Origin of the sequence: Prescottella defluvii, from assembly GCF_000738775.1 — a bacterium.
GTDB classification, from domain to species: domain Bacteria; phylum Actinomycetota; class Actinomycetes; order Mycobacteriales; family Mycobacteriaceae; genus Prescottella; species Prescottella defluvii.
The window spans coordinates 62,568-83,666 of the sequence record NZ_JPOC01000028.1 but is presented as its reverse complement, the minus strand read 5'-3'; the positions used below and the strand labels follow the sequence as shown (position 1 = coordinate 83,666).

Below are 21,099 nucleotides of genomic sequence, written 5' to 3'. Positions count from 1 at the left end.
CGGGGGTGTCGCCTCAAGTGTGGCCCCGCGGGAGCGGGCACGTCACACGTTTCGGTGCTTGCCTTTTCCGGAGCCTTTCCGGACACGGCGGACAAGTCGCATCCCGCGCGATCGGGTGCCGCCTCGGTTAACGTCTGAGGGACTTCGATCCTTGCCCCGGCGAAAGGACGCGGTCATTCCCCTCTACCAGTTCCGGTGCGCCCAGTGCGGTCCGTTCGATCGGCACTTCCCGATGGCCACCGTCCCCGACAGTGCGAACTGCCCCGAATGCGAGTCCGACGGGCGCCGGCAGATCACCGGCCCGCGCCTCGGCCGGGGCGGTTCGACACCGATGCGACTTCTCGACGCGACCGCCCGGTCGGCGAGCGAGCCGACCGTCGTCACCGGGCCCGGCCCCGGCGGACGACGCGCCCCGCAGAAGACCACCACCAACCCGCTGCACCGAAAGTTGCCCCGCCCCTGAGTCTTTCCCCCGAGTCGTGAAGGAGATCGCATGCCCGAGCTGCTGTTCCCGCTGGATTCGACGAAGAAGTTCACCGAGCAGGAGAAGATCGGCCACAACCGGTGGCACCCCGACATCCCGGCCGCAGTCACGGTGAAACCGGGCGACTCGTTCCGGGTGCACTGCCGCGAATGGTTCGACGGCGCGATCCGCAACGACGACTCGGCCGACGACATCCTGAACGCGCCGCTGACCACGGTGCACACGCTGTCGGGTCCCTTCGCGATCGAGGGCGCCAAGCCCGGCGACCTGCTGATCGTCGACATCCTCGACCTCGGTCCGATCCCGCAGGAGGACTCGGGGCCGTTGGCCGGTCAGGGCTGGGGCTACACCGGCATCTTCCCGCGCGACAACGGCGGCGGGTTCCTCACCGACCAGTTCCCCGACGCCTACAAGGCGGTGTGGGACTTCGCCGGGCAGACCGCGACGTCCCGGCACGTGCCGCACGTGAAGTTCACCGGCATCGTGCACCCGGGCCTGATGGGTACCGCACCGTCGCACGCGTTGCTCGGCACGTGGAACACCCGCGAGGCCGCCCTGATCGCGACCGACCCCGACCGGGTGCCGCCCCTGGCGTTGCCGCCGGAGCCCCGTGACGCGATCCTCGGGACCCTGTCCGGCGCGGACTTCGACCGCGTTGCAGCGGAGGCGGCCCGCACCGCGCCGCCCCGCGAGAACGGTGGCAACCAGGACATCAAGAACCTCACCAAGGGCAGTCGGATCTTCTACCCGGTGTTCGTCGACGGCGCGCACCTGTCGGTGGGGGATCTGCACTTCTCGCAGGGCGACGGCGAGATCACCTTCTGCGGTGCCATCGAGATGGGTGGGTTCATCGACCTGCGCGTCGACCTCATCCGGGGCGGCATGGAGACGTACGGGGTGTCGGAGAACGCGATCTTCATGCCCGGCAACACCGACCCCCAGTACTCCGAGTGGCTCGCCTTCTCCGGGACATCCGTGACACTCGACGGCGAACAGCGGTACCTCGATTCGCAGCTCGCCTATCAGCGGGCGTGCCTGCACGCGATCGACTACCTCACCAAGTTCGGCTACAGCCCCGAGCAGGCCTACCTGCTGCTGGGCGCCGCACCGATCGAGGGCCGGCTGTCGGGGGTGGTGGACATCCCGAACTCGTGCGCCACGGTGTACCTGCCGTCCGCGATCTTCGACTTCCCGATCGCCCCGTCCGCGTCCGGGCCGGTCCGGATCGATCCGGGGATGGGCGCGCCGCACTCCGCTCGCTAGCTCCGGACCGGAGATTTCGTGACTCGTTCAACTGGACTTCACGCGCATTTTCCCTGGCTGCAGCCCTGAACGGACATCCGAAGTCGTTACCTGATTGTTATGATCAAAAGTAACGCCTACGTCTTTCGTCACGTTAGCGTCGTTCGTATCGCACTGCGCAATCAAAGCGTTACGCGATGTGACCATGAACATCTCCTTGGTTCCGGATCCGTTATCCCGGGGGCGAGGTCTAGGCCGTCGGGGAGAAAGGGGCGCAGGATCGTGAGCGCTTCGAACTGCATCGAGAGCTACGTCGCCGCCATGTTCTCGTACGAGTTCCTCGACGGCGGGATCGACTACGACGCCCTCGAGCGCATCCACCGTGCCGACGTGAGCGACTGGGTCGCCGCGGTGGCCGGCTCCGGATTGTTCACCAACGCGCAGGTGGCCCGCATCGACGCCGCGTGGGTCCGCGATCCCGAGTCCCTGCTCACGGCCCTGCTCTCCGAGGCGGACGAGATGACGGTCAAGCGCGCTCGGATCACCTGGTCCGCGCTGGACCGGACGGCTCCGCGCGAGGGAACGCGTGAACTGGTCGCCGTCGGTGGCTACAGCAGCGCGGTGGCCTCGGCATCCACGACGATCGCCTGATCGTCGGTCAACGCCCGATACCGAACCCCGGCAGCACGACAGGCCTCGATCATTCGAGCCGCGTCGTCGCCGGGGTTCGGTGCGTCCGCGGGGGTGCTCGCGTCGTCGAGGGTTCCCGTCTCCACATGGTGCGGCACGATCGAGAAGTCGATCAGGCCCAGCCCGTCCCAGCGCGGCGCCGTCCCGCACGTCGGCGCCACCTCGCCCGGATCGTCCGCACAGTCGACCCCGACCAGGGACGGTGCCATGACGCACGCGCCGGCGCTGTAGCCCGCGTAGCCGATCACGTCACGGTCGAGCAGATCCCGCAGCACGTCGTCGGCGCCGCTGCGCGCCAACTGGGCACGCAGAACGAACGTGTTGCCCCCGCGCACCCACACCGCCCGGAACCGCGAGAGCGCCTCGGCGAGGTCCGCCGGACGGCCCACGTAGTCGCGTAGATCCACCTCCGACGGCGCGAACCCGAGCCGGCGCAGCGGCACGACGTCGCTCACCACCGCCGACTCCCGGGCCCGCGCCGGCCATGCGTCCGCCGCATTCGCGATCACCGCGATCGGTCCGGGTCCGCCGACCAGATCGACGAACCGGTCCACGTGCGCACCGAAACGGTACGACGCCAGGAACAGTCGCACGCGCCCTCAGATCGTGAAGGCGAGGTTGTCGACGATCCGCCGGCCCACCTCGGTGTCGCCGCCCAGCCCGAACTCCGACACGTGCTCGGCCGCCGTCGTGCGACCGGTGGCCACCCGGGTGAACAGGCGTGAGTCCATCGCGATCGTCGACGTCGCCGGCCCGGACAACTGCGGCACGACCGCCGCGCGCCCGTCCACCTCGACGTGGATCGCGCGGGCCAGCGGCCCGGACAGCTCGAACGTCACCCGGGCGCCGTCGGGGGCGTGGCCCAGCTTGCCGACGATGAACCCCAGCGCGCCCGCGATCTCCGTGAACGCCAACTCGCCCCGCGAACCGCCCTCGTCGCCGGGCGGGGCGCCGAGCGCATCGCGGATGTCGTGCTCGTGCACCCAGCAGTCGAACAGCCGGATCCGCATGAACCGTCCGTACGTGGCCGGTCCGACCGGGGTGAGGGCCGCGGCGTCGAAGTCGGCCTGCGTCATCGCGCCGAGCACCTCGAGCCGGCTGGAGGTGATCTCGCGGAACATCGTGAGGATCTGCTGCCCGGTGTGGGCGCGCAGTCCCTCGACCCAGCGCTCGTTGAGGGCGCCGATCTCGTTGCGCACGTGGGGGAGGGTGTGCACGTCGATGGCCGTCGGCGGCGGCTCCAGACCCGACAGCATCGACTCGGTTCCGATGATGTGGGAGACGATGTCGCGCACGGTCCAGCCGGGCAGTGCCGTCGGCGTGATCCACGCATCGCCCTCGACCGTGGACAACACGTCGTCGAGCACCGCCCACTGCTCGGACAGGGCGTCGACCAGCATGCCCTGAAGGAACTCCGTCATGTATCGCTCTCCGTTTCCGCTATCGGGAGGTCCACGACCTCGCCTCGATCGATGCTCTGCCAGTCGCGACCCCGCACGTACGGTTCGAGGGCGCGGGCGATGTCCGCGGCGTCCGACACGCCCTTGATCCGTTGGATCTCGTACACGTGCGGGAACTCCACGAGTTCGGTCACCGTGTTCCAGAGACGGACCGCCGCCTCGCCCGCGGGCGGATCGATCAGTACGGGTCCGAAGAACGCGGTGCCCTGCACGAACAGTGTCGGCACGCCGAATCCGCCCGCTGCGACCACCCGGTCGTGATCGGCCCGGACGTCGTCGTGGGTGGTGGGGTCGGCCAGCGCGGCGTCGACCAGGCCGGGGTCCAGACCGAGCCGTCCGAGCAGATCCCGCGCGACCGCAGGGTCGTGCGGTTTGCCGCCGTCGACGTGCAACAGGTGGCCGATCGCGAAGTACCAGCGATCCAGCAGATCCATGCTCTCGCGGCGCAGGAGCGCGCCGATCCGCATGAGTGACCACCCGTACGACCACTCACGGTCCCAGGGGTGCTTCTGATCGTCGCGCCGGTTGATCTCCTCGAGACTGAAGAAGCGCCAGCCGATGTCGATCGCCGTCTCGGCCCGCACGTGCCGGATCCACCGCGACGCGTGGAACGCGAACGGGCACATCGGGTCGAAGTGGAAGTCCACGGACGTGATCGCGACGTCGCCGGTGGAGGTCCCGGTGGAGGTCGCAGCATCGGGTGTGTCGGTGGTCACCTTGTCACTCTATGGCCGATCGGTGTCCGGCGGGAGGCGATGCCGCGCCGAAACCGGACGTCCGTCCACGACCGGGGGCGCAGCCGGTCACGCCGCGTCGGCGCGTGGCGTGACGTTCGCGCGAATGCTGAAGCCGCCCAAGCATGTTCGGTGCGGAAGTGACGTCTGTGGTGGGTGGTTGCACGGCGATCATTCGGGTTGGTCGAGTTTGCGCAGGAAGTCCCGCAGCACTGCGGCCTGGCTGTGTTCGACGTCCTTGGTGGCGGTCAACAGGACGATCGGACGGTCCTGTGCGAGTTCGAGAACGCGTTCCACCTCGCTGCGACCGTCGGGCGATTCGAGTTCCGCGAGATAGCGGGACCGGAACTCGCCGAACTCGGCGACGTCGTGGCTGTACCACCGGCGCAGCTCGGTGGACGGTGCCAGTTCCTTGGCCCAGTCGTCGTAGTGGAACGAATCCTTGCGCAGCCCCCGCGGCCACAGTCGGTCGACGAAGACCCGGAACGCCGCTTCGGCGCCCGGACGGTCGTACACGCGCTCGATCTCCACACTCTTCGCGGCCATCTCCCACCTCCGTGTCCGGGGTCGATCTCGGCGTCGATTTGCATTCCCTTGAAGTAGTGAGCTATATCACAAATGACTATCCCTATGGTGGTATACCTCTGTTCGGACTCGATTCAGATAAATAATTCGACTTGACCGCATTCCCTTGATCACGGTAGTTCTGCTTACCATCGTGGACCACTTGCATCGATCGGGTCATCGTCCGTCGATCGCTCGATAGTTGCCGCCCGTCGTGGCGTGCACACCATCTAACGCAGGAAGTCGAAACATTGGATACATCGAAGAGTGCGGCACAGGCGCGCCCGTCGGTCGGTGTCGTTCGGGAGACGAGCGACGGCGAGCGGCGGGTGGCGTTGGTGCCCAAGGTTGTGGCGACGTTGGCCGCGAAGGGTGTCGACGTCGTCGTCGAGCCCGGAGCCGGCCTGGGTGCGTTGATTCCGGACGAGCTGTACAAGGAAGCCGGCGCGACGATCGGTGACGCGTGGTCGGCGGACGTCGTGGCCAAGGTCGCGCCGCCGTCCGACGACGAGGTCGCCAAGCTCCGTTCGGGGCAGACGCTGATCGGTTTCCTCGCACCGCGCAACGCCGACAACCAGATCGGTGCCCTCAGCTCCGCTGGTGTGGACGCGTTCGCCGTCGAGGCGATTCCGCGTATCTCCCGCGCCCAGGTGATGGACGCGCTGTCCTCGCAGGCGAACGTCGCCGGCTACAAGGCCGTCGTGATGGCGGCGTCGGAGTCGACGCGGTTCTTCCCGATGCTGACCACCGCCGCGGGCACCGTGAAGCCGGCGACCGTGCTGGTGCTCGGTGTGGGTGTCGCAGGCCTGCAGGCGCTGGCCACGGCCAAGCGTCTCGGTGGCCGCACCACCGGCTACGACGTGCGCCCCGAGGTGGCCGACCAGGTCCGTTCGGTCGGTGCGCAGTGGCTCGACCTCGGCATCGACGCGGCCGGTGAGGGCGGCTACGCCCGCGAGCTGACCGACGCCGAGCGTGCCCAGCAGCAGCAGGCGCTCGAGGACGCGATCAAGAACTTCGACGTGGTCATCACGACCGCGCTCGTGCCCGGTCGCCCCGCGCCGCGTCTGGTGACCGCCGGTGCGGTCGAGGGCATGAAGCCCGGTTCGGTGATCGTGGACCTCGCCGGTGAGACCGGTGGCAACTGCGAGCTGACCGAGCCCGGACAGATCGCCGTCAAGCACGGTGTGACGATCTGCTCGCCGCTGAACCTGCCCGCGACGATGCCCGAGCACGCCTCCGAGCTGTACTCGAAGAACGTCGCCGCGCTGATCGAGTTGATGCTCGACGAGAACGGCGGCCTGGCCCCGGACTTCTCGGACGAGATCCTCGCCGGTGCGTGCGTGACCCGGTCGAAGGAGAACTCCTGATGTACACCGAATTGTTGGCGAACATCGCGATCCTGGTCCTCTCCGGGTTCGTCGGCTTCGCCGTGATCTCCAAGGTCCCCAACACGCTGCACACGCCGCTGATGTCGGGCACCAACGCCATCCACGGCATCGTCGTGCTCGGCGCCCTGGTCGTGCTCGGGCACCTGCCCGGTGACGCCCCCTGGTCGATCAAGATCATTCTGTTCGTCGCGCTGGTGTTCGGCACCCTGAACGTCGTCGGTGGCTTCGTCGTCACCGACCGCATGCTCGCGATGTTCAAGCCCAAGAAGGACGCCAAGTCGGCGGCCGAGAAGAAGGGGGCTGACGCCTGATGAGCTACCTCGTCACGATCCTCTACATCGTCGCGTTCGCGATGTTCATCTACGGCCTGTCCGGTCTGACGGGCCCGAAGACCGCGGTGCGCGGCAACTACATCGCCGCGATCGGCATGCTCGTCGCTGTCGTCGCCGTCCTCATCGACGTCCGCGACACCGACAACTGGCTCCTCATCGCCGGCGGTCTGATCGTCGGTATCGTGCTCGGCGTCCCGCCGGCCCTGCGCACCAAGATGACCGCGATGCCGCAGCTCGTCGCACTGTTCAACGGTGTCGGTGGCGGCACCGTCGCGCTGATCGCGTGGGCCGAGTTCCTCGACTCGGACGGATTCACCACCGTCGACGCGGTGCCCTCGTCGCCGTTCATCGTCGGCTCGCTGTTCGCGGCGATCATCGGCTCGGTCTCCTTCTGGGGCTCGCTGGTGGCGTTCGCGAAGCTGCAGGAGCTGCTGAACAAGAACTTCGAGAAGAAGGTCGTCGCCTCCGCGAAGCTGTTCCAGCTCGCGAACATGATCCTCGCGGTGGTCTCGGTCGGCCTGGCCGTCTACATCGGTCTCGGCGCCGACGGCGACCCGCAGTCGGCATGGCTGATCGTCGGCCTGCTGATCGCGGCCGGCGTCATGGGCCTGTTCGTGGTGCTGCCGATCGGCGGCGCCGACATGCCCGTCGTCATCTCGCTGCTCAACGCGCTCACCGGTCTGTCGGCCGCGGCCGCGGGTCTGGCGCTCAACAACCAGGCGATGATCGTCGCCGGCATGATCGTCGGCGCGTCCGGCTCGATCCTGACCAACCTCATGGCCAAGGCCATGAACCGCTCGATCCCCGCGATCATCTTCGGCTCGTTCGGTGGCGGCGACGCCGGCGGTGCGGGCGGTCCCGCAGCCGGCGGCACCGTCAAGGCCACCTCCGCGTCGGACGCGGCGATCCAGATGGCGTACGCCAACCAGGTCATCGTCGTCCCCGGCTACGGTCTCGCCGTCGCGCAGGCCCAGCACGCGGTCAAGGAAATGGCCGCACTGCTCGAGGACAAGGGCGTCGAGGTCAAGTACGCGATCCACCCGGTCGCCGGTCGTATGCCCGGCCACATGAACGTCCTCCTCGCCGAGGCCGACGTCGCGTACGACGCGATGAAGGAAATGGACGACATCAACGGCGAGTTCTCGCGCACCGACGTCACCGTCGTCATCGGCGCCAACGACGTCACCAACCCGGCCGCCCGCGAGGACTCCACGTCCCCGATCTACGGCATGCCGATCCTCAACGTCGACCAGTCCAAGTCGGTCATCGTGCTCAAGCGCTCGATGTCCTCCGGCTACGCCGGCATCGACAACCCGCTGTTCACCGCAGACGGCACGTCCATGCTGTTCGGCGACGCCAAGAAGATGGTCTCCGAGGTCACCGAAGAGCTCAAGGCCCTGTAGCCACTTCGGGAATCAGAAGACGGCACTGGCGGACGCTCCCCCTCCGCCCGTCAGCTGAAGGGTCCCTTCACACGCTCCGAGCGCGTGAAGGGACCCTTCCGCCGTTTCAGCCGACGGCGACCGGGCGGGGTGCCGGACGCCCGACGATGCCCGCGAAGCGGCACGCGAGCAGCACACACACCAGCGGCACGACCATCGCGATCGTCAGCGGCACCAGCTGGGTGAGCCAGCCGATGGTCGCCGGTCCGGCGAGGAACCCGATGTAGCCCATGCCCACGACCCGGGACATGTTCGCCCCGGCGGAACCGGAATCGAGATTGCCGGCCGCGGTGAAGATCTGCGGCACACACCCCGACAGCCCGAGACCGAACAGTGCCCAGCCGAGCAACGTCGTCGCCAGCCACGGGGACACGACCACCAGGCCCATTCCGGTCGCCGCGATCAGCGTCCCGTACCGGACCACCGCGACCGGGCCGAGCGCGGAACTGACCCGGTCCGCGGTGAACCGTCCCACCGTCATCGTCAACGAGAACGCGCCGAACGCGAGCGCCCCGACGGACTCCGAGACGCCCAGGTGCTCCTTGACCTGCAGCGTCGTCCAGTCGTTCGCGACGCCCTCGGCGAGCATGAGCGTGAACGCCACCGCACCCATCGTGAGTACCCGCGGCGAGTAGCTCGCCCGGGGCCGTCGCTCGTGGTGTTCCGCGCTCGGATGCGCCGACGGCGGCAACAGCCGGGGCGTACACACCGCGATCACCGCGACACCCAGCACGGACGCGGCAGCGAGCGTCGTCGCCGGGGACCAGCCCGCCCCGATCGTCACCGCCCCGACGACGGATCCGGCGACACCGCCGATCGAGAACATCCCGTGGAACGCCGACATGATCGGACGGCGGTACTCCCGTTCGAGGAGGACGGCCTGCGAGTTCATCGACACGTCGAGCGCGCCGTTGCCGAACCCGAACACCGTCAGCGCCAGGCCCAGCTGCCACGCGGTCGACGCCAACCCGGGACCGATCGTCGCGGCGGCCAGCAGCGTGCCACCGAACGCGACCATGACACGACTGCCGAACCGGTCGGCCAGCGGCCCCGACAGCTGCATGCCCGCGATCGCACCGACCGCCAGCAACAGCAGCAGCGACCCCAACGTGGAGTGCGCGATGTCCGTCCGCGTCTTGATCGCCGGGATGTGGACCACCCACATCGCGAGGAGGAAACCGTTGATCCCGAACACCCCGAAGACCGCGGCGCGCGCCGACCTCAGATGCGGCGGCCGGTCCGTCTGCTGGGTATCCACGTACCCCTTTGTACCGAACGGCCGAGCTGAAGGGTCCGTTCATGCGCTGCCGGCGCGTGAAGGGACCCTTCAGCTCAGTCAGAGTTGGGCGAGGAGGGCCGGGACGGGATCGGTGAGGAGCGCGCCGAGGTCGGCGAGGAACCGCGATGCCTGTTCGCCATCGACGAGGCGGTGGTCCACGGTCAGGCTCAGGGTGGTGACGTCCCGGATCGCCAGTCGGTCGTCGTGCACCCAGGGGCGAGGGTTGATCGCGCCGAGGGCGAGGATCGCGGCCTCGCCCGGGTTGAGGATCGGGGTGCCCGCGTCGATGCCGTACACCCCGACGTTGGTGATGGTGACGGTTCCGCCGGACAGTCGCGCGGGCGTCGTCTTCCCGGCGCGGGCGGTGTCGGTCAGTTCGGTGATCGCCCGGCACAGTTCGGGCAGGGTCAGCCGGTCGGCGTTCTCAATGTTGGGGACGACGAGTCCGCGGGCGGTGGCGGCGGCGATGCCGAGGTTGACGTAGTGCTTGGTGGCGATCTCCTGGGTGTCGTCGAGCCACGCCGAGTTCAGCGCGGGATGGGAGCGCAGCGTCACCAGCACCGCCTTTGCGACGACGGCCAGCGGGGTGAGGTGCAGGCCGGTGAACCGGTCCGACGACCGCAGCTTCGCGAGCAGTCGCGTCGTCTCGGTGACATCGGCGGTGAGGAATTCGGTGATCTGCGGGGCGGTGAACGCGCTGCGGACCATGGCCGCGGCGGTCTCCCGCCGCACCCCGCGGATCGGGGTGCGGGTCTCCCTGGCGTCCGCATCGGCCGTCGTCGCGGTGGCGGACGGTGGCACCTGATGCCGCAGCACCGCGTCGGGTCGGGCGACGGGCTCCCGGTGGACCGGGCTGCCACGGCGCCGGCGTCGGCTCGGGGCGGGCGCGGAAGGCCCGTAGCCGACCAGCACCGATTCGGCCGGCGGCGCCGCCGCGTCGGTCTCCACCCGGATCAGCGACGCGCCCACCGGCACGGTGTCGCCGGGCTGCGCGACCAGTTCGCGGACGACGCCGGCGAAGGGGGACGGCAACTCCACGAGCGCCTTCGCGGTCTCGACCTCGCCGATCACCTGGTTGAGTTCGATGGTGTCGCCGACGGCCACCGCCCACGACACCAGTTCGGCCTCGGTCAGTCCTTCCCCGAGGTCGGGCAGTCGGAAGTCCGCGAGGGTGCTCATGCGGCGAGCACCTCGTCGACTGCGCCGAGGATTCGGTCGGCGTCGGGCACGTGGTGCTTCTCGAGCTTCGCGGGCGGGTACGGGATGTCGAAGCCGCCGACCCGGCGCACGGGGGCCTCGAGTCGGTAGAAGCAGCGTTCGGAGACGCGGGCCGCGATCTCCGCGCCGAGTCCGGCGAACACGGGGGCCTCGTGCGCGACGACCAGGCGTCCGGTCCGCCGCACCGACGCCTCGACGGTGTCGAAGTCGATCGGCGACAGCGACCGGAGGTCGACCACCTCGAGCGAGGTGCCCTCGTCGTCGGCGATCCGCGCGGCCTGCAGTGCCGTCGGGACCATCGATCCGTACGCGACGACGGTGGCATCGGTGCCCGGTCGGGCGATCCGGGCCCGGTGCAGCGGCAGGTCCGGGGGAGCGCCGACGTCGACTTCGCCGCGATCCCAGTAGCGCCGTTTCGGTTCGAGGAACACGACGGGGTCGTCGAGGGCGATCGCCTGGCGGATCATCGTGAACGCGTCGGCCGGGGTGCTCGGGCTCACCACGCGCAGCCCGGCGGTGTGCGCGAAGTACGCCTCCGGGGACTCCGAATGGTGCTCGACTGCGCCGATGCCGCCGCCGTACGGAATGCGAATCGTCAACGGCGCCTTCACGTGACCGCGGGTGCGGTAGTGGATCTTGGCGACCTGCGAGACGATCTGGTCGAACGCGGGGTAGACGAAACCGTCGAACTGGATCTCGCACACGGGTCGATAGCCGCGCAACGCGAGCCCGAAAGCCGTTCCGACGATGCCGGATTCGGCGAGCGGAGTGTCCATGACGCGGGCCGGCCCGAAGTCCTTCTGCAGCGCGTCAGTGATCCGGAAGACGCCGCCGAGCTTGCCGATGTCCTCGCCCATCAGCACCACCTTCGGGTCGTCCTCGAGCGCGCGGCGCAGTCCCGCGTTGAGCGCGGCCCCGAGGGCCATCGTGGTGGTGGGTGTCGTGGTGGTCATGACAGGGCCTCCTCACCGGCGGTCAGGGTGTCGAGGTACGCCCGGTACTCGGCGCGTTCCTCGTCGATCAGGGGATGGTCGGTGGCGTAGACGTGCTCGAACAACTCGTCCACGCCCGGGTCGGGGGCCTCGAGCGCGCCGGCCCGCAGGCGGGCGGCGATCTCGTCGGCTCGGGCCCGCACCCGAGCGGTGAGGGCGTCGTCGAACAGTCCCTCGCGTTCGAGGAGTCGGCGCATCCGGTCGATCGGATCGCGGGCCTTCCACACCTCCGAGTCCGCCGCCGTCCGGTACCGGGTGGGGTCGTCGGAGGTGGTGTGGGGGCCCATGCGATACGTGATGGCCTCGACGAACGACGGCCCGCCGCCTTCACGGGCACGACGGGCGGCCCGGCGGGTCGCCGCGAGCACGGCGAGCACGTCGTTGCCGTCGACCTGGACCGCCGGCATCCCGTAGCCCGCGGCCCGCGCCGCGATCGGCGTGGGGCTCTGCAGGTGCACGGGTTCGCTGATGGCCCACTGGTTGTTCTGGCAGAAGAACACCACCGGTGCGGCCAGGCTCGTCGCGAATCCCAGTGCCTCCGACAGGTCGCCCTGGCTGGTGGCGCCGTCACCGAAGTAGACGATCGTCGCGATCTCCGCGCCGTCCAGGTGCGCGCCGAGTGCGTAGCCGGTCGCGTGCAGGCCCTGCGACCCCACCACGATCGCCGGGTTGGTCATGTTCACCGACGCCGGATCCCAGCCCGAGAACGCGCACCCGCGCCACATGCGGGTCATCACCGCCGGATCCACCCCGCGGCAGTACGCGACCGCGTGCTCGCGGTAGCTGGTGAAGATGTAGTCGTCCGGTTCGAGTGCCCGGACGGACCCGACCTGCGCGGCCTCCTGCCCCAGCAGGGGCGCCCAGATCCCGAGCTGACCCTGCCGCTGCAGCGCGGTGGCCTCGGTGTCGATCCGGCGCACCACGACGAGGTCCTCGTACAGATCACGCAGCCGGTCGGGGCCGATGTCGGCGACCAGCGCGGCGTAGTCGGGGCGGTGCACGCGCCGTCCGTCGGGCTGGACCAGCTGCACCGGGAAGGCGGACGTGTCGGCCATGGTGGGTCACCTCGCTGCCGGGATCCGGGGTCCGCCTCGTGAGCGGGCACCGGATGTTCGTGCTCTACCTCACAGCATCCACCGTTCCGCGATCTGCGCAAGCGAAGCCGCAACGATTCAGCACAATGCCCAACATCGCGGGGAGTGGGGCGGGCACACTGCGAAGGATGACCACTCTGGACGCCACCGATGCCCGGCTGTTGCTCGAGCTGTCGCACAATCCGCGGGCGACGGGGGTGGAACTCGCGCAGCGGCTCGGGCTCTCGCGCAACACCGTGCAGGCACGGCTGGCGCGGTGGGAGGGCGCGGGCGTCCTCGGCGCGTTCGATCGGCTCGTCGACCCCCGGGCGCTGGGGTATCCGCTCGCGGCGTTCGTCTCCACCCGGGTTGACCAGCACCAGCTCGACGCCGTGGTCGATGCGCTCGCCGACATCCCCGAGGTGGTCGAGGTGTCCGGCATGACCGGGCTGACGGACCTGTCGGTGAAGGTCGTCGCGACCGACGCCGACGACCTGTACCGCCTCGCGGGGCAGATCCTCAAGATCCCGGGTGTCGAACGCACCAACATGGCACTGGTGATGCGCGAGTTGGTCGGGCCGCGTACCGCCCCGCTGCTCGAACGGACCGCGGAATCCCGGGCTCCGTAATCGCCCGCCTGAGGCTTTCCGGCGGCTAGCATCGGCGGACGGGTGTGGACGGGGGTGCGTCCGGTGCCGTCGAATCGGCTGATTCACCGGCCGTGTTCGGCAATGTATCCGGACTGTTCGGTTGAACGAGAGCAGCACACAGACACGGCAGGGGAGTGGTGAGAAATGGGCATTGTGGGGCTCGATGAGGATGCCGTCTCGACGTGGATCGCCGGTCTCGGTGTCGGTGCGCTGGCGCCGCTGTCGTTCGAGCGGATCGGAAGGGGACAGTCGAATCTCACTTACGTGGTGAAGGATTCGGGTGGTGGTCGCTGGGTGCTGCGCCGGCCGCCGTTGGGGGACCTGCTCGAGTCCGCGCACGACGTGATCCGCGAGCATCGGATCCTGTCCGCGCTGCAGGGCACTGGCGTGCCGGTGCCGAAGATGCTGGGGCTGACGACGGATCCGGCGGTCACGGACGTGCCGCTCGTGATGATGAGCTACGTCGACGGACTCGTGATCGACGACGAGGGGGTCGCGGAGAATCTCGATCCGGAGCGACGACGGGCGATCGGGCTGTCCCTGCCCCGGGCGCTCGCGAGCATCCATCGGGTGGACCTCGAGTTGGCGGGCCTGCTCGACCTCTCGACGAGTCGGAGTCCTTACGCGGCAAGGCAGCTCAAGCGATGGTCAGCGCAGTGGCAGCAGTCCCGGACCCGCGATCTACCAGGGGTCGAGAGCCTCGCCGCACGGCTCGGGCGCAACATTCCGGAGCAGACCGAAACCACCCTGGTGCACGGCGACTTTCACCTCGGCAACGTCATCACCTCGCCGGACGATGGACGTGTGGTGGCGGTACTCGACTGGGAACTGTGCACCCTCGGCGACCCGCTGGCGGATCTGGGCGGTCTGCTCGCCTGCTGGCCGGAGCGCGGCGACGGTGTCGCCGGTCCGTTCATGGCGTCGACGCTCGACGGGTTCCCGACGCGGGACGAACTGGTCGAGGTGTACGTCCACGAGACCAAACGCGATGTCTCCGCGCTGGGTTTCTGGCACGTGCTGGCGCTGTGGAAGCTCGCGATCATCGCGGAGGGGGTGCTGCGGCGGACCATCGACGATCCCCGCAACCGCGCCGAGTGGGGCGGCCCTACCGCCGAGCTGATCGACGGCGTCGTCGCCCGCGCTGTCGCCACCGCCGATGCCGTGGGCCTGAACTGACCGGTTCAGGCCGAATCGGTGCTCAGTAGCTGTGCCGCGCTGCGGATCTCGGGTGGGATCGGAACCGGCCGTCGGGTCCCGGCGTCGACGTAGACGTGGACGAACCGGCCCGTCGCCGCGAGGTCGAGCATCCCCTCGGTGTCCTCGCGGAAGATCGCGAGCGCGTACACGATGCTGCTGGTGCCGAGCCGTTCCACCGACAGACCCACGTGCAGCTGGTCGGGGAAGGACAGTTCGCGCACGAACCGGCACGACGTCTCTGCGACGATCCCGATCGCGGGTAAGTCCCGGACGTCGAGCCCGGTGCTCGCCATCAGCCAACCGTTGACGGCGGTGTCGAAGTACGAGTAGTAGGTGACGCTGTCGACGTGCCCGTAGTGGTCGTTGTCCGCCCAGCGGGTCGGCACCGGCCACAGCGCCGGAAATGCCTCGGCGCGAGGCTCGGCCTCGTCGGCGGACACCATGCCAACAGACGATAGTGCCTGGACGTTGCTCACCGCAGCTCGTCGTCGGGGCGGAGCAGGCGCGGCGCGCCGAACCACAGGCCCACGAACACCACCGCGGTGGCCGCGCCGATCACTGCTGCGGTCCAGCCGCCGACGGCCACTTCCGCGACGATGAGCACGGTCCCGATCATCGTCGCGGCGAGAAACACCGAGCCCAGGAGGGCACACCGGTTGGCCTGGCGCAGGATGTCCTCGCGCCGTCGGTGCCGGAACAGGATCCGGTGCCACACCGCCGGTGCGATCAGCAGCGCCGACGACGCCGCGGCGCACAGCACCGTCACCAGGTGCAGGCCCCGGACGAACTCCGACTGCTCCCGGTAGGGCTCGGTGAACACGATCGCGAGCAGGAACGCGAACAGGATCTGCACCCCGGCCTGGGCCACCCGCAGTTCCTGGAGGAGCTCACTGAAGTTGCGGGCCAGGCGCGCGCTGGGTGACTCTCCCGGTTCGTTCGGCGGTAGGTCGGCCATGGGGGCGTCCTAGGACCTCGAGAACTCCGACGCCCGACGGATCTGCTCGTCGGTGGGGCGGACTCCGGTGTAGAGCACGAACTGCTCGGCGGCCTGCAATGCGATCACCTCGGCGCCGGTGATCACGGTCTTGCAGTGCTCGGTGGCCAGCCGGATCAGGGGGGTGTCGGGTGGCATCGCGACGACGTCGAACACCGCCTGGGCGGCGACGACCGCGGCCTCGTGGAACGGCAGGTCGCCGGATTCGGGACCGCCGGCCATGCCGACCGGGGTGGCGTTCACCAGCAGTTGCGGGTGCGCGTCCCCGAGGTCGCGCTGCCATTCGAATCCGTAGGTCTGGGCCAGGGCCGGCCCCGATTCCGAGTTGCGAGCGACGACGGTGACCGTCTCGAAGCCGCCGTCGCGCAGGGCCGCGACGACGGCCTTGGCCATGCCGCCGCTGCCCGCGACCGCCACCGTGAGATCCGTGCTCAGGTCGGCGCGGCGCAGCAGGTCCGCGACGGCCTGGTAGTCGGTGTTGTAGGCGTGCAGTTCACCGTCCTCGTTGACGATGGTGTTGACGGAGTCGATCGCCGACGCCGACGGGTGCACCACGTCGACGTGCTCGATGCAGGCCTCCTTGAACGGCATCGACACCCCGCACCCGCGGATCCCGAGGGCGCGGATCCCGGCGATCGCGGCGGGCAGGTCGGTGGTGGTGAACGCCTTGTAGACGAAGTCGAGACCCAGCTCGTCGTACAGGTAGTTGTGGAACCGGGTGCCGATGTTGCTCGGCCGCCCGGACAGTGACATGCACAGTCGGGTGTCCTTGCTGACATCTCCGGTGATCGTTCGGCTCACTCGTCCACGCTAACCGTCGGCTCGGTCCGGCGGGGGCAACCCGTCACGCGCACCCGGCGGCGACGTCGGCGATCGCGTCCCTGTCGGCCGTGGTGATCGGCAGGCCCCAGTGCACCGCGGCCCCGAGATACTTGCCGACGTAGAAGCAGTGGAATGCCGGATCGGGCGGCAGCCAGCGCGACGGGGTGCTGTCACGTTTCGCCTGATTCTCCGGCCCGCTCACGGCCAGCAGGTTGTAGGTGACGTCGTTCGCGAAGTCGCGCCGCCGCTCCGGTGACCACGCGGCGGCACCCATGTCCCACGCCGCGGCGAGCGGGTACACGTGGTCGATCTGCACGGCGCCGGCATCCTGCTTGGTGAACTCGATCGTCCGGCCCGAGTACGGGTCGGCGAGCACCCCGGCGATCACGACGCAGTCGCCGGTGCCGTCCCGGAACGTGACGTCGGTGAGGTCGGCCGCCAGGACGTTGTTGCGGGTGTCGCACCCGTCGTGGCCTGCGGGACCCGAGTGGTCGTCGGACCACGACGGCCCGAACACGCAGCCCTGGCCGGCCTTGCAGCCGCGCTCGTAGCCGGGGGCGTCGGGACGGGAGGTGACCACCTGGACGCGGGCGAGGAGGTCGTCGACCGCGGTGCGGGTGGGGCTGCCGGGCGCCGGGGCCGAGATGCTCGGTCCGACCGCGCACGCGGCCGACCCGAAGGCCAGCGCGACCGCCGCGGCGCACGCCATCACCCGAACCGGTCTCACCGCTGCCCCCAGACGCTCGCTGCCGCTCACCTGCCCGATCAGTGTGCCGGACGGCACCGACAGTCCGTCAGGAGTGTGTGGGAACTTCGCGGCGTGTGTAGAGGTCAATGGAGCGTCCTATCAGGGCAGTCGACCGCCCATGGCGATCCAGTAGATGACGAAGTCCATGGCCTCGCCAAGTGGGCCGAGGGTCCGGCCGAAGAATCCGTAGTCGAGCATCACCACACCCCCAGCGATTCGAGCGTGTTGACCACGGCGATCACCACGGGCGCGAGCGGCCCCCAGAACGGGAGATCGAACATCGCAGCCTCCTTAGTGGGCGGGTGCTGCCTGGATTCGCCTTGGGGGGCGAGTCCATCGTCCACCACCCCAACTGCAGGTTGAGCACGTTCGTCTCCTTCGATACCTGGCGGCAATCTCCGGCCCGGTCGAGGAGCACCTGACCGAGCGCGCGTGCGTACGCCGTCGCTAGCGTGACTCGCGCGCCGTGCTCGGCCCAGTTCCGCGGTAGCCGCCGAAGGCCGGCGCTGCCGTCCGGTCGGGGTGCCGGACGGCACCGACAGTCCGTCAGGAGTGTGGGAACTTCGCGGCGTGGATCGAACGGGCGTCCACGCCGTCGTGGCCGATCAGCCACGATCCGCCGTTCTGGCGGCACTCGGCGATGGTGCCGAAGATGCTGAGCAGAAAGTAGATGGCCTGGTCCAGCGAACTGGTGGTGGCCAGCCGGTGCGATTCACCCTGTTTCGTGACATCGAGCCACACCCCGGACTGGCCGTCGAGGCGCATCGCGACGATGTGGTCGGCGTCGATGAAGGCGACCTTGCGTTGCTGCCACGGCGTGGTGGGCGAATACACCTGCTCGAAGACTTGAAGCATGATCGTCATGACCTGACCGCTCCCGATTGTGCCTCTGCCCAGTATGGGCCCGGTGGCGGGGTGAACTCCAGGTCTGTCGGTGGCGGCTGGTTGGATGGATCGCATGCTGCACGGGCTCTGGTCACCGGGGGCGGGCCTGCTGCTGTGGCGGGACCCGGATTCCGAGCTGCCCGAGTTGCCGGAGGTTCTCGGTCGGGTGCTGCGCCGCCGCTTCCGACGGCATCACACCGTGCAGGTTCCCGCGGCGGTGGGGGTCCAGCCACAGCGGGTGCCGGTCCTCGCGCTCGCTCCGGCCGAGGCCGCCGACGTCCTGCTCGCGGTGCCGGACGGTGGCCCCGGCATCTCGGGCGACCTGCGCTACCTCGCGCACGTGGCCCGCGGCGTCGAACGCTGGGCGCGCGCCGGACGGGTCGTGCCCGAGCTGTACCGGGCCGAGGGGGACTGGTGGCCGCGGTGGCGGCTGCTCGGTGGGGAGCGGCAGCGGGCGTGGCTCGCGGAGCTGGCCGCGGCGATGCCGCCGGTGCAGCGGCACGAGGGCAGTGCGCGGGAGATCCTCGACGACGTCGTCGCCGAGCTCACCGACGCGGTGGTGCGCGACCTGCTGGGTGATCGGGACTCGGACCATCCGCTGCTGCGGACGCTGCTGCGCGGCGAGCCGTACGGTGGCGGCACCAGCAGGATGTCGAGCGGACTCGAGGCGTGGCGGGGCAGCCTCGCCGTCGACGAGCCGGAACTGGTGTTGCGCCTGATCGAACCGGAGGGGCAGGCCGAGGACGTCGACGAGACCGGTGCGGAACCCGAACTTCTCGACGACGCGCTGTGGCGCCTCCAGGTGTGCCTGCGGCCCGAGGGTGAGGCGCCCAATCCGATCCTGTTGCATCGCACGGATTCCCGACTGCTCGAGATCGGTGTCCGCAAGCTCGCGGCCGCGGTCGCGGCGTATCCGCGGCTGCGCGACGTGCCGGCCGACCCGGACAGCCTCGACCTGCTGCTGCCCACCGCCGTCGTCACCGACCTGGTGCTGCACGGGGCGCGGGCGTTGACTGGGGCCGGGATCACGCTGCTGCTCCCGCGTGCCTGGGCGGTGGTCTCGCCGTCGCTGCGGGTCAAGGTGACGTCGCCGCCGGTTCCGGCCGGTGCCGAGGATCGCGCCGTCGGGATGGACGAGATCGTCGGCTACGACTGGGAACTCGCGCTCGGCGACGTAGTGCTCACCCCCGACGAACTGGTCCGGCTGGCCGGCACCCAGAGCGACCTGGTGCGCCTGCGCGGCAAGTGGGTGCAGGCCGATCACACCGTCCTCGCTCAGGCAGCACGCTATGTGACGCAGCGTAATTCGGGTGATGACGGCACCCTCGGCGGATTGCTCGGTCAGCTCACCGAGGCGGAGCGTCCCCCGGTTCCGGTGGACGAGGTGCATGCCACGGGATGGGTCGGCACGCTGCTCGACGGCACCCTCGAGCCCGCGCCGGTCCCGCAGCCGTCCGGGTTGCACGCGACCCTGCGGCCCTACCAGCAGCGGGGCCTGGACTGGCTCGCGTTCATGAGCGAGACGGGCCTCGGTGCTGTCCTCGCCGACGACATGGGCCTGGGCAAGACGCTGCAACTGCTCGCGCTGCTGGCCCACGAACGGTCCGAACACCCGACGTTGCTGGTGTGCCCCATGTCGGTGGTCGGGAACTGGCAGCGCGAGGCTGCCCGGTTCGTGCCGGACCTGCGGGTGCACGTGCACCACGGGGCGGGGCGCAACCGCGGCGACGAGCTGACGGCGGCGGTGCGGGGCAGCGACCTGGTCGTCACGACGTACTCGCTGCTGGCCCGCGACGTGGAGGCGCTGGGGGAGCAGGCGTGGCGGCGGGTGGTGCTGGACGAGGCGCAGCACATCAAGAATGCGGGCACCGCGCAGGCCCGCGCCGCTCGCGCCATCCCGGCGCAGCACCGGATCGCACTCACCGGTACCCCCGTCGAGAACCGGCTCGACGAACTGCGCTCGATCCTCGATTTCGTCAACCGCGGCATGCTCGGCAGCACGCAGGCCTTCCGGGCCCGGTTCTCCGTCCCGATCGAACGGGAACAGGACGAGGCGGCGGTGACCCGGCTCCGGGCGGTGACCTCGCCGTTCATCCTGCGGCGCGTGAAGACCGACCCGACCGTGATCTCGGATCTGCCCGACAAGTTCGAGATGACGGTGCGGGCCAACCTCACGGTCGAGCAGGCCGCGCTGTACCGGGCGGTGGTGGACGAGATGCTGAAGCAGATCAAGGACACCGAGGGCATGCAGCGCAAGGGCGCGGTGCTCTCGGCCCTGACCCGGCTCAAGCAGGTGTGCAACCATCCGGCGCACTTCCTCGGCGACGGGTCCGGGGTGCTGCGGCGCGGTCGGCACCGGTCCGGCAAGCTCGGCCTGGTCGAGGACATTCTCGAGTCGGTGACCGCCGACGGCGAACGCGCACTGCTGTTCACACAGTTCCGGGAGTTCGGTGACCTGGTGGTGCCGTACCTGTCGGAGCGGTTCGGGGTGGAGGTCCCGTTCCTGCACGGTGGGGTCACCAAGACCGGCCGCGACCGCATGGTCGAGCGGTTCCAGGGCGACGGCGGGCCACCGATCATGCTGCTCTCGCTCAAGGCCGGTGGCACCGGGCTGAATCTGACCGCCGCCAATCACGTTGTCCATCTGGATCGCTGGTGGAACCCGGCGGTGGAGAGCCAGGCGACCGACCGGGCGTTCCGGATCGGGCAGCGGCGCGACGTGCAGGTCCGCAAGCTCGTGTGCGTCGGGACGCTCGAGGAACGCATCGACGGGATGCTCTCCACCAAGCAGGAACTGGCCGACCTTGCGGTGGGCACGGGCGAGCGGTGGATCACCGAGATGAGCACCGACCAACTCCACGACCTGCTCACCCTGGGCGACGAGGCGGTCGGTGAGTGAGGTGGT

22 protein-coding genes are annotated in these 21,099 nt (G+C 69.5%); 9 read left to right on the top strand and 13 right to left on the bottom strand.

Translation table 11 applies throughout. The features are described 5' to 3' along the window. Nucleotides 1-151 precede the first annotated feature (151 nt). From IJ15_RS26685 to IJ15_RS0111200, 3 genes are all read left to right on the top strand, one after another. Nucleotides 152-463: an FmdB family zinc ribbon protein gene (locus IJ15_RS26685; protein ID WP_031938428.1), complete on the top strand. Its 312-nt coding sequence runs from the start codon at nt 152-154 to the stop codon at nt 461-463. A gap of 30 nt (nt 464-493) precedes the next feature. Then, nucleotides 494-1,747: a formamidase gene (gene fmdA / locus IJ15_RS0111205; RefSeq protein WP_031938427.1), complete on the top strand. Its 1,254-nt coding sequence runs from the start codon at nt 494-496 to the stop codon at nt 1,745-1,747. A 261-nt stretch (nt 1,748-2,008) separates the two neighbouring features. Next, nucleotides 2,009-2,377, top strand: coding sequence for a hypothetical protein (locus tag IJ15_RS0111200; RefSeq protein ID WP_407984083.1), 369 nt, complete (start codon nt 2,009-2,011; stop codon nt 2,375-2,377). On the opposite strand, the gene IJ15_RS0111195 is transcribed toward IJ15_RS0111200, so the two are convergent. The 4 genes from IJ15_RS0111195 to IJ15_RS0111180 form a co-directional block, all read right to left on the bottom strand. Beyond that, nucleotides 2,335-3,009: a Type 1 glutamine amidotransferase-like domain-containing protein gene (locus tag IJ15_RS0111195; RefSeq protein ID WP_031938425.1), complete on the bottom strand. Its 675-nt coding sequence runs from the start codon at nt 3,007-3,009 to the stop codon at nt 2,335-2,337. The two genes, IJ15_RS0111200 and IJ15_RS0111195, sit on opposite strands and share 43 nt — an antisense overlap. A gap of 6 nt (nt 3,010-3,015) precedes the next feature. After that, nucleotides 3,016-3,837, bottom strand: a complete 822-nt coding sequence (locus IJ15_RS0111190; RefSeq protein ID WP_031938424.1) for a maleylpyruvate isomerase family mycothiol-dependent enzyme — start codon at nt 3,835-3,837, stop codon at nt 3,016-3,018. Next, nucleotides 3,834-4,532, bottom strand: coding sequence for a mycothiol-dependent nitroreductase Rv2466c family protein (locus tag IJ15_RS0111185; protein ID WP_031938423.1), 699 nt, complete (start codon nt 4,530-4,532; stop codon nt 3,834-3,836). The genes IJ15_RS0111190 and IJ15_RS0111185 overlap by 4 nt, the downstream gene beginning before the upstream one ends. 249 nt (nt 4,533-4,781) lie before the next feature. Beyond that, nucleotides 4,782-5,156 (bottom strand): DUF488 domain-containing protein, encoded by a 375-nt coding sequence (locus IJ15_RS0111180; RefSeq protein ID WP_031938422.1) that lies wholly within the window; start codon nt 5,154-5,156, stop codon nt 4,782-4,784. Between the two features lie 269 nt (nt 5,157-5,425). Between IJ15_RS0111180 and IJ15_RS0111175 the strand changes: the two genes are divergently transcribed. The 3 genes from IJ15_RS0111175 to IJ15_RS0111165 are packed head-to-tail and all read left to right on the top strand — an operon-like array spanning nt 5,426 to nt 8,297. Then, on the top strand, nt 5,426-6,541 hold the full coding sequence (locus IJ15_RS0111175) for a Re/Si-specific NAD(P)(+) transhydrogenase subunit alpha (RefSeq protein ID WP_031938421.1): 1,116 nt from the start codon (nt 5,426-5,428) through the stop codon (nt 6,539-6,541). Further along, nucleotides 6,541-6,873, top strand: a complete 333-nt coding sequence (locus IJ15_RS0111170; protein ID WP_031938420.1) for an NAD(P) transhydrogenase subunit alpha — start codon at nt 6,541-6,543, stop codon at nt 6,871-6,873. Before IJ15_RS0111175 ends, IJ15_RS0111170 begins: the two co-directional genes overlap by 1 nt. Continuing rightward, nucleotides 6,873-8,297 (top strand): NAD(P)(+) transhydrogenase (Re/Si-specific) subunit beta, encoded by a 1,425-nt coding sequence (locus IJ15_RS0111165; protein WP_031938419.1) that lies wholly within the window; start codon nt 6,873-6,875, stop codon nt 8,295-8,297. The genes IJ15_RS0111170 and IJ15_RS0111165 overlap by 1 nt, the downstream gene beginning before the upstream one ends. 106 nt (nt 8,298-8,403) lie before the next feature. Here IJ15_RS0111165 and IJ15_RS0111160 read toward each other — a convergent pair whose 3' ends face one another. The 4 genes from IJ15_RS0111160 to pdhA all read right to left on the bottom strand — a co-directional run bounded on the left by IJ15_RS0111160 (nt 8,404) and on the right by pdhA (nt 12,880). After that, on the bottom strand, nt 8,404-9,501 hold the full coding sequence (locus IJ15_RS0111160) for an MFS transporter (protein WP_407984085.1): 1,098 nt from the start codon (nt 9,499-9,501) through the stop codon (nt 8,404-8,406). Between the two features lie 171 nt (nt 9,502-9,672). Then, complete coding sequence (locus tag IJ15_RS0111155; RefSeq protein ID WP_031938417.1) at nt 9,673-10,794, bottom strand: dihydrolipoamide acetyltransferase family protein; 1,122 nt, start codon at nt 10,792-10,794, stop codon at nt 9,673-9,675. Next, nucleotides 10,791-11,786 carry an alpha-ketoacid dehydrogenase subunit beta gene (locus tag IJ15_RS0111150; protein ID WP_031938416.1) on the bottom strand — a complete coding sequence of 332 codons (996 nt, stop codon included), beginning with the start codon at nt 11,784-11,786 and terminating at the stop codon, nt 10,791-10,793. The genes IJ15_RS0111155 and IJ15_RS0111150 overlap by 4 nt, the downstream gene beginning before the upstream one ends. After that, nucleotides 11,783-12,880 (bottom strand): pyruvate dehydrogenase (acetyl-transferring) E1 component subunit alpha, encoded by a 1,098-nt coding sequence (gene pdhA, locus IJ15_RS0111145; RefSeq protein WP_031938415.1) that lies wholly within the window; start codon nt 12,878-12,880, stop codon nt 11,783-11,785. The genes IJ15_RS0111150 and pdhA overlap by 4 nt, the downstream gene beginning before the upstream one ends. A gap of 167 nt (nt 12,881-13,047) precedes the next feature. Here pdhA and IJ15_RS0111140 point away from each other — a divergent pair, with 167 nt between their 5' ends. Both IJ15_RS0111140 and IJ15_RS0111130 read left to right on the top strand, forming a co-directional pair. Then, entirely contained in the window at nt 13,048-13,527 is a 480-nt protein-coding gene (locus IJ15_RS0111140) for an Lrp/AsnC family transcriptional regulator (protein WP_031938414.1), read from the top strand. A gap of 165 nt (nt 13,528-13,692) precedes the next feature. Continuing rightward, complete coding sequence (locus IJ15_RS0111130; RefSeq protein ID WP_031938413.1) at nt 13,693-14,724, top strand: phosphotransferase family protein; 1,032 nt, start codon at nt 13,693-13,695, stop codon at nt 14,722-14,724. 5 nt (nt 14,725-14,729) lie between these two features. Here IJ15_RS0111130 and IJ15_RS0111125 read toward each other — a convergent pair whose 3' ends face one another. From IJ15_RS0111125 to IJ15_RS0111095, 5 genes are all read right to left on the bottom strand, one after another. Then, a complete protein-coding gene (locus IJ15_RS0111125; RefSeq protein ID WP_031938412.1) occupies nt 14,730-15,188 on the bottom strand; it encodes an acyl-CoA thioesterase in 459 nt (152 codons plus the stop codon). Between the two features lie 29 nt (nt 15,189-15,217). After that, entirely contained in the window at nt 15,218-15,700 is a 483-nt protein-coding gene (locus IJ15_RS0111120; RefSeq protein WP_031938411.1) for a DUF6328 family protein, read from the bottom strand. A gap of 9 nt (nt 15,701-15,709) precedes the next feature. After that, nucleotides 15,710-16,540, bottom strand: coding sequence for a shikimate 5-dehydrogenase (locus tag IJ15_RS0111115; RefSeq protein ID WP_031938410.1), 831 nt, complete (start codon nt 16,538-16,540; stop codon nt 15,710-15,712). Nucleotides 16,541-16,583: 43 nt separating this feature from the next. Beyond that, nucleotides 16,584-17,270 carry an HNH endonuclease family protein gene (locus tag IJ15_RS0111110; protein ID WP_031938409.1) on the bottom strand — a complete coding sequence of 229 codons (687 nt, stop codon included), beginning with the start codon at nt 17,268-17,270 and terminating at the stop codon, nt 16,584-16,586. A 585-nt stretch (nt 17,271-17,855) separates the two neighbouring features. Beyond that, the gene (locus IJ15_RS0111095) at nt 17,856-18,173 is read right to left on the bottom strand and encodes a hypothetical protein (protein WP_031938408.1); all 318 of its coding nucleotides are present in this window, start codon (nt 18,171-18,173) and stop codon (nt 17,856-17,858) included. Nucleotides 18,174-18,267: 94 nt separating this feature from the next. Between IJ15_RS0111095 and IJ15_RS0111090 the strand changes: the two genes are divergently transcribed. Beyond that, a complete protein-coding gene (locus IJ15_RS0111090; protein WP_197059800.1) occupies nt 18,268-21,093 on the top strand; it encodes a DEAD/DEAH box helicase in 2,826 nt (941 codons plus the stop codon). The last annotated feature ends 6 nt before the right edge of the window (nt 21,094-21,099 follow it).

Bases quoted from the DNA above. Each gene is read 5' to 3' on its own strand.
- fmdA (WP_031938427.1), top strand. From the start codon at position 494: ATGCCCGAGCTGCTGTTCCCGCTGGATTCGACGAAGAAGTTCACCGAG.
- IJ15_RS0111190 (WP_031938424.1), bottom strand. From the start codon at position 3,837: ATGACGGAGTTCCTTCAGGGCATGCTGGTCGACGCCCTGTCCGAGCAG.
- IJ15_RS0111180 (WP_031938422.1), bottom strand. From the start codon at position 5,156: ATGGCCGCGAAGAGTGTGGAGATCGAGCGCGTGTACGACCGTCCGGGC.
- IJ15_RS0111170 (WP_031938420.1), top strand. From the start codon at position 6,541: ATGTACACCGAATTGTTGGCGAACATCGCGATCCTGGTCCTCTCCGGG.
- IJ15_RS0111165 (WP_031938419.1), top strand. From the start codon at position 6,873: ATGAGCTACCTCGTCACGATCCTCTACATCGTCGCGTTCGCGATGTTC.
- IJ15_RS0111160 (WP_407984085.1), bottom strand. From the start codon at position 9,501: ATGTGGGTGGTCCACATCCCGGCGATCAAGACGCGGACGGACATCGCG.
- IJ15_RS0111155 (WP_031938417.1), bottom strand. From the start codon at position 10,794: ATGAGCACCCTCGCGGACTTCCGACTGCCCGACCTCGGGGAAGGACTG.
- IJ15_RS0111150 (WP_031938416.1), bottom strand. From the start codon at position 11,786: ATGACCACCACGACACCCACCACCACGATGGCCCTCGGGGCCGCGCTC.
- pdhA (WP_031938415.1), bottom strand. From the start codon at position 12,880: ATGGCCGACACGTCCGCCTTCCCGGTGCAGCTGGTCCAGCCCGACGGA.
- IJ15_RS0111140 (WP_031938414.1), top strand. From the start codon at position 13,048: ATGACCACTCTGGACGCCACCGATGCCCGGCTGTTGCTCGAGCTGTCG.
- IJ15_RS0111130 (WP_031938413.1), top strand. From the start codon at position 13,693: ATGGGCATTGTGGGGCTCGATGAGGATGCCGTCTCGACGTGGATCGCC.
- IJ15_RS0111125 (WP_031938412.1), bottom strand. From the start codon at position 15,188: ATGGTGTCCGCCGACGAGGCCGAGCCTCGCGCCGAGGCATTTCCGGCG.
- IJ15_RS0111120 (WP_031938411.1), bottom strand. From the start codon at position 15,700: ATGGCCGACCTACCGCCGAACGAACCGGGAGAGTCACCCAGCGCGCGC.
- IJ15_RS0111110 (WP_031938409.1), bottom strand. From the start codon at position 17,270: ATGGCGTGCGCCGCGGCGGTCGCGCTGGCCTTCGGGTCGGCCGCGTGC.
- IJ15_RS0111095 (WP_031938408.1), bottom strand. From the start codon at position 18,173: ATGACGATCATGCTTCAAGTCTTCGAGCAGGTGTATTCGCCCACCACG.
- IJ15_RS0111090 (WP_197059800.1), top strand. From the start codon at position 18,268: ATGCTGCACGGGCTCTGGTCACCGGGGGCGGGCCTGCTGCTGTGGCGG.